This window comes from Staphylococcus sp. GDX7P312P (assembly GCF_008385775.1).
Classification (GTDB): domain Bacteria; phylum Bacillota; class Bacilli; order Staphylococcales; family Staphylococcaceae; genus Staphylococcus; species Staphylococcus haemolyticus.
In genome coordinates this window covers 115,814-121,813 of sequence record NZ_VUKI01000007.1, presented here as the reverse complement: position 1 = coordinate 121,813, position 6,000 = coordinate 115,814, and the positions used below count along the sequence as shown (strand labels likewise).

General features: G+C 29.6%; 11 protein-coding genes. 2 read left to right on the top strand and 9 right to left on the bottom strand.

Going from position 1 to position 6,000, the window contains the following annotated elements; all coding sequences use genetic code 11:
• Positions 1–25 precede the first annotated feature (25 nt).
• The 5 genes from F1592_RS13600 to F1592_RS04125 all read right to left on the bottom strand — a co-directional run bounded on the left by F1592_RS13600 (position 26) and on the right by F1592_RS04125 (position 2,653).
• Positions 26–202: a hypothetical protein gene (locus F1592_RS13600; RefSeq protein ID WP_011276336.1), complete on the bottom strand. Its 177-nt coding sequence runs from the start codon at positions 200–202 to the stop codon at positions 26–28.
• 197 nt (positions 203–399) lie between these two features.
• A complete protein-coding gene (locus tag F1592_RS04140; protein ID WP_149809549.1) occupies positions 400–1,131 on the bottom strand; it encodes a hypothetical protein in 732 nt (243 codons plus the stop codon).
• Between the two features lie 127 nt (positions 1,132–1,258).
• A complete protein-coding gene (locus F1592_RS04135; protein WP_053017922.1) occupies positions 1,259–1,483 on the bottom strand; it encodes a hypothetical protein in 225 nt (74 codons plus the stop codon).
• Positions 1,484–1,543: 60 nt separating this feature from the next.
• Positions 1,544–1,831, bottom strand: coding sequence for a hypothetical protein (locus tag F1592_RS04130; RefSeq protein WP_053017923.1), 288 nt, complete (start codon positions 1,829–1,831; stop codon positions 1,544–1,546).
• A gap of 75 nt (positions 1,832–1,906) precedes the next feature.
• Positions 1,907–2,653, bottom strand: a complete 747-nt coding sequence (locus F1592_RS04125) for a poly-gamma-glutamate hydrolase family protein (protein WP_053017924.1) — start codon at positions 2,651–2,653, stop codon at positions 1,907–1,909.
• 136 nt (positions 2,654–2,789) lie between these two features.
• Here F1592_RS04125 and F1592_RS04120 point away from each other — a divergent pair, with 136 nt between their 5' ends.
• On the top strand, positions 2,790–3,398 hold the full coding sequence (locus F1592_RS04120) for a GNAT family N-acetyltransferase (RefSeq protein WP_053017925.1): 609 nt from the start codon (positions 2,790–2,792) through the stop codon (positions 3,396–3,398).
• A gap of 68 nt (positions 3,399–3,466) precedes the next feature.
• Here F1592_RS04120 and F1592_RS04115 read toward each other — a convergent pair whose 3' ends face one another.
• The gene (locus F1592_RS04115) at positions 3,467–4,222 is read right to left on the bottom strand and encodes a hypothetical protein (RefSeq protein ID WP_390895775.1); all 756 of its coding nucleotides are present in this window, start codon (positions 4,220–4,222) and stop codon (positions 3,467–3,469) included.
• 160 nt (positions 4,223–4,382) lie between these two features.
• On the opposite strand from F1592_RS04115, the gene F1592_RS04110 reads away from it, so the two are divergent.
• Positions 4,383–4,619, top strand: a complete 237-nt coding sequence (locus F1592_RS04110) for a hypothetical protein (protein WP_016931008.1) — start codon at positions 4,383–4,385, stop codon at positions 4,617–4,619.
• Between the two features lie 47 nt (positions 4,620–4,666).
• On the opposite strand, the gene lnsA is transcribed toward F1592_RS04110, so the two are convergent.
• The 3 genes from lnsA to tsaA all read right to left on the bottom strand — a co-directional run bounded on the left by lnsA (position 4,667) and on the right by tsaA (position 5,834).
• On the bottom strand, positions 4,667–5,248 hold the full coding sequence (gene lnsA, locus F1592_RS04105) for a lipoprotein N-acylation protein LnsA (RefSeq protein ID WP_037537252.1): 582 nt from the start codon (positions 5,246–5,248) through the stop codon (positions 4,667–4,669).
• 117 nt (positions 5,249–5,365) lie between these two features.
• Entirely contained in the window at positions 5,366–5,554 is a 189-nt protein-coding gene (tsaT, locus tag F1592_RS04100; protein ID WP_011276326.1) for a type II toxin-antitoxin system toxin TsaT, read from the bottom strand.
• A 22-nt stretch (positions 5,555–5,576) separates the two neighbouring features.
• Positions 5,577–5,834 carry a type II toxin-antitoxin system antitoxin TsaA gene (tsaA, locus tag F1592_RS04095; RefSeq protein WP_037537251.1) on the bottom strand — a complete coding sequence of 86 codons (258 nt, stop codon included), beginning with the start codon at positions 5,832–5,834 and terminating at the stop codon, positions 5,577–5,579.
• Between the last annotated feature and the right edge of the window lie 166 nt (positions 5,835–6,000).

Below are 6,000 nucleotides of genomic sequence, written 5' to 3'. Positions count from 1 at the left end.
AAACACGTAAATGCTAGTTTTGCTATTAGTTATCGTTGATTTTTTTACCATCTGTACGATCTGATTCGCCTTTATCTTTATGAGCCTTAGGGTTGTCCTTTTTGTGAGAACTTTTCTTAACATTATCTACTGAATCATCATTGTTACCACATGCCCCTAATAGTAAAAAACTTGAGAGTAGTACAAAAGCTACTTTCTTCATAAGTGTCACCCTTTATTTAATTATATTTAATATCTAATTGATATAAATATTATTACTATAAGTATGTCACACTTTTCTAAAAATTCAACAGTTAATAATATTTGATAATTTAAATAAAAAACACCGGAATAAGTCGAAAAGTTGATTATCCCGGTAAAAGTAATTGAATTAATTAGTTTATATATTGATTACACTAATTAGTTTGCACTATTATTTGATTCATCTGTATTAGTCTCAGTTGTTGCTTCGCTATTTTCAGATTGTTCAGCGGAGCTATTTTCTGAATATGTCTGTGTTTGATTTTCATTAGACTGATTCTCAGTACTTGAACTATCCTCTGTAGAAACATTTCCGTTTGAACCGCTATTATCACCATTGTTATTACTATTTCTATTACTTTGATTATAGTTTTGATTTGTGTCGTTTGCTTGATTCGCATTTTGATTATTATTAGAAGAAGTATTATTTTGATTGTTTACAGTATTATCTTCTGTAGTATCTTGTTGAGTAGAAGGTGCTTCGCTATTTGATTCTTCAGTTGTTGGTTGCTCTTGTTGTGAGTTTTGTTGTTCTTGAGTATTTAATTCTTCATTAGTTGATGTTTCTTCAGAACGATTTTGTTCTTCTTGAGTAACATTATTATCATCTTTGTCGTCATCTTTTTTGTCTTTTTTCTTTTTATCTTTAGATGATTTATCCTCTTTAGATTGCTTATCTTTAGATTGAGTTGCTTGATTTTCAGATGGATTATTACTTTCAATCATTTTATGAATGCCTAAAGCAAGCATACTTAGTAGAATAATCGTAATAGCCATCGCAAAATATTTAAAATAATTCTTATTTTTAAATACTGCCACAATAGCGAACAAGATTAATATAATCGCAATAATTAGTAATACCGTGCCTGTATAGAACAACAGTTTCTCCATACGCTACCTCCATTAAATTTACATCATTAATTGTATTGTACTACACATATAATATAATACATATTACCTTGTAATTAACATCTAATTACTATTTAAAAACAGTAGTGCAAACGTATAATAAATCAAGCTATTTCACCTTATCGAAAATGTTAATCTCTTTATGCTCTTTACTTACAGATACATATAAATTTTCATCGTTAAGTTGTGCTTCGTTTGATGTTTGATTTAAGTTGATTTCAGCTAATATTTTGAAAGATCCATTATTATAAGGTTCAACAATAGATATTTCATTCGTATGTTCTTGAATCATCAAATGTCTGTGGGATTGGTTATTTATTTTCCAGTTAGTCATATATTCACCTTTTTCGTAAAAATAAAACTACGCTAGCAATAGTCTAACGTAGTTGATTAATTATTTAAAACTTTGCTCTATTTCGGTAAAAGCTTTGTTAGTAACGGTAATATCATCAATTCTATCTGCTGTAAGTTGTCCTTCAAGATAACCATGATCGATTAGAACTTTACAATTCTCTAAAAAATCATCGTATCCACGATCACAGAAATAATCATCTTGTGCTTTTATACTATCTCCAAAATAATTCGCTTCACTCTCAGATTGCCCTTCATTAGAACGTTCCATGTATAATTTATAAAATTTAGCTATCGTATATTTTTGTTCTTGCGTTAATGAATCTAACATGACATGTTCCCCCTCACTATAATACGTTATACCCAAATTAAATATGATTGAAAACGTAGCGTAGGGGTTAATAAACTACTGTGCATCTTCAATGCCTTTATTAACTGCTTTAGCGAATTTGTAAAATGTATGTGTGTAATTGTCTGGGTTCTTTCTTGTATTTTGATCTAATTGTTTATCCTTAAAGAATAATGCTCTTTGCCCAGTAGTTAATTCAAGTTGAACGCCTGAGTCATTATCACTTCTATTAATAATATTAGATGATGATGTCGCTTCAATACCTTTAGGGCTCTTTTGAACGGTGAAGCCTTTATTTTTTAATGATTTAGTTATTGATTTCGCTAATTTTTTATCTTTACCGCCAACGTAAACAATAGGGTCTTCACCAGAATAGCCATGAATAGATATTGTCTCATCTGAGTGGTCTAACATTTTTAATAGCGTCGGTTCATCAAACACAGTTGAAGTAATATGCAAGCGTTCGTTATGCTTTGGCATTAATCCTTCGAATGTGTAAAAATCATATTCACCTATATTGGCCACACGACGTGCAAGTTCAGTTGTACCTGGTTCAATACCTCCGCCATGTATAGCTGTGACAAGAATGTGATTATCTTTACGATTTTTCGTTTTAATACGCCAATCTTTACCTTCTGTTGTGTTTTCTTTTAGCTCTTCGAAATTTGAATAATAATCTAATGAACGATTTTGTTTATCTTCACGCGTTTTATAAAGTATAAATGCAATAGCTATAATAGTAATAATTAAGACAGAAATAAAAATATAATATAATTTAGAATACCAGTTTTTTCTTTTTCTCATATGACCTTCCTTTATATTGATTGTAATAATAAAAATGTGTAATTTAACTTTTATATTATAAATTATATTACTGATAAGCTCAAATATTGTTTAATTTAGAAAAATAAGTAAATAATTGAAATAAGGAGGAATGAAAGTGACGAAAATAACAATTCAATCAGCGAAGCCTCACCATAATGAAGGGGGTCAGTTAATTTACTCGGCAATAGATGACATGGCTAAAATTATATTAGGTAAGTCAAGTGATAATGAAATTATTGATGACTTACAACAACTTTGGAAAAATCGTGCGAATCGCTTTAGTCATGATATATCATTTGTTGCTCTTGAAGATAATCAAGTGCTTGGGGCTATAACGTGCAATCCTTTAAAACAGATTGATAGAGCGATGACGCCAACAGTACTTCAAATTATTTCAATGAATAAGTTGAAACCTTTCTTATCAATCATTTCACATCCTAAGTCCTTTTATTCACTTGTAACGATGGACGAGGGTAATGAAGATGAATACCATATTAGTATGCTAGCGACCATGCCTAATGCAAGGGGAAAAGGAGTAGGGCAACAATTATTAAATTTTGCTGAACAAAAAGCTAAAGAATCAGGCTTCAGTAAGCTTTCTTTAACAGTAGTACAAGATAATGATGCAGCATTGAAACTATATCAAAAAATGGGATTTGAAATTGTTGGAGAAATTATTAAGAAACCGTACTATCTATATCAAATGAGAAAAGAAGTAAAATAGAGAGATGCATAGTCACATTACATATTTAACATGTGATAGCTTGCCTCTCTCTAAGTCCATGAACTTTATTAATTATTCTTATATTTATCGTATTTACCGTTAGCTATATCTTGTTCTCGTTGTTGTATTGTTTGATAAACTTCTTCAGCATCATCACCATCATAATAACCTTGTTCAATTGCATGCTTAGTTTGAATCTCTCCAGAAGATAAACCGCCGTTATATTTTTTTCTCAAAGCATCTACGTATTCATCCTCATTAGTTGCAGCGTTGATTTCTGCATTTGGATCGTCTGTGTTTTCTTCTTCTGAAGACTGGTTAGACTGATCATAAACAGATTTTTCTTGACCACTTTCCACGCGTAGTGAACTTGCATAAGCTTCACTTGCTGGGCCTTCCATTACATTACCTTGTGGAATAACACCATTTGCAACTGCGCTATTATAGGCAGCAATTTTATCCATTTCAGAGTAATTGTTACTGTTAATAACTGCTTCTAATGTGGCGCGGTCTGTTATATTGTGAATATCGATTTGCTTTGCATTCTGAGAAGACGAGTTAGAAGTAGATTGCTGTTCGTTGGAAGAACTGTCTTCATTGCTTTGATCAGTAGATTCATCATCGCTTTCTGCATCATTTTTTGATGAATTAGAATCAGAATGTTGTTCATTTTTCTTTTTAGTATCATCATTCTCTTTTTTATTCTGTGAGGAAGTTTTAGATTTAGAATGATCTTCTTCCTTAACTTCATTCGAAAAACTACAACCAGTTAATATAAAAAGGCCTAATAATAATGTAAATAAAACTTTTTTCAATATAGTCACTCCTAAATTTAATATAATATTATTTTATAATGAAATGACTAGTAAATGTTTTAAATTTTTGAAAATATTTTAAAAGATATATTTACATAAATTATACGGTAATTTCATTGTTATTTTACAAAATAATGGTAAAAATGAAGTGAATAGGATGTGAAATAACATGGATAAAAAATTATTAAAAAAGTACTTTGATAATAATGATTTTAAAGCAATTGCGATTGTAGTGGGTTCTAAAAAAATGGTGTTAGAAAATGACATTCATCTAGATTATGAAAATGAAATTATTATCTATCCTTTAAAAAATTGTACGCGTATTATCCCGTTTAGCTCTATTTCTTATATTGATTTATTAGAAGAAAATGAGCATTTCATAAATTATTTCAAGGAAACTGTCTAACGAAAAAAGAGTAGCTATTTCAAAGCTACTCTTTTTACTATGGATATTCAGTATTGTTTAACTAATTTGAGTTGATAATCTTTAGTGAAATTATCTACAAGCGCGTATGGAGAAATGATGAGTAAACCATGTTCGTTAATTGAATTTTTACTTACGCCATATTTATAAGCTTGATAAATAATCTTAGTACAGTATGTAAATCTTTCACTTTTAAGATTTAGAGTGACTAGATATGTCTTATCTGTATCTTTATAGTGTTCTTCAGCCCATTTAGCAGCTCTCTCTCCAGCTCCAGGCATAGAACAACGGTAGATTTTAATCCAATCATCTTTGCCTTCACCAAATCGTTGTTTGAAAGAATGGAACGACTCTGTAATGGGTTTGTCCCCAGGGCCTTCTATTTGTAAAACGGTATCGTGATCAAGTGCGATACTAGAATGACCAAAGAAACCAAATAAAACTGGGCCCTTAGTGAGTATAATATCACCTGGCTGTAAATCAAAATCATCTTCAGTTGGTGAGAGAGCATTAGCGTTACTCGTATAAGCTAATAAGTGTGTTGGAAAAGTTATAAGAATTATCAGTGTAACAAAGAATATTTTTATAAATGGAGAAATTGAATATTTCACTTTGATACTCCTTAGAAATTAACAAATCATATTTGATGAGTTATTAATGAATATTACATATAGATATAAATAAAAAAGAACAAAAATAACAATGTCATTTTGTTCTTTAATTCTACGCTATAATATACCAAATATGAATACGTAGATGAGTAAAGCAAATCCAAAAATATAAAATATTACGGTAAAACCTAAATATGATTCTTTACGTTCTTCTTTTTTAGATTTAAGTAATAAGCCCAATATAATTGAGGCTGCTATTACAAAAATGATACCAAGCCATAACAATATAGTTAAATGCAAACTCATGCGTAAGCCTCCTAAATTTATATTAAAAGAATGTATATACCATAGGATAAATGTAGTATAAAAGCATAACAATATTGATTAGAAAAATAACTTCGCTAACCAGGTTCTTGCAAATGAGCGCAGTACTTAAGCTTAGTACAATTGTAATACCACTAATTGTAAGTCCTGGAATTAGCCAGAAGAAATCATCTAAGCCTGCATTGTAAGTGACAATGATATTGAAACCCAAAAATAATAACGTAATAAAAATATTTATCCAAAAAATTTTATTATTATTCATGGGTGTCACCTCTTATTAAATAGTTAAACTTTATATAATCATATCATTTATTGTATACCGGTAAAACGAGTTAATCAAAGTAATTGTATGTTTTTATCTTAATATTAGAATTTGTCAAAAATTTAGTTGCTAATATTGTAAAAGTGAGCAATAATATATATCAAAC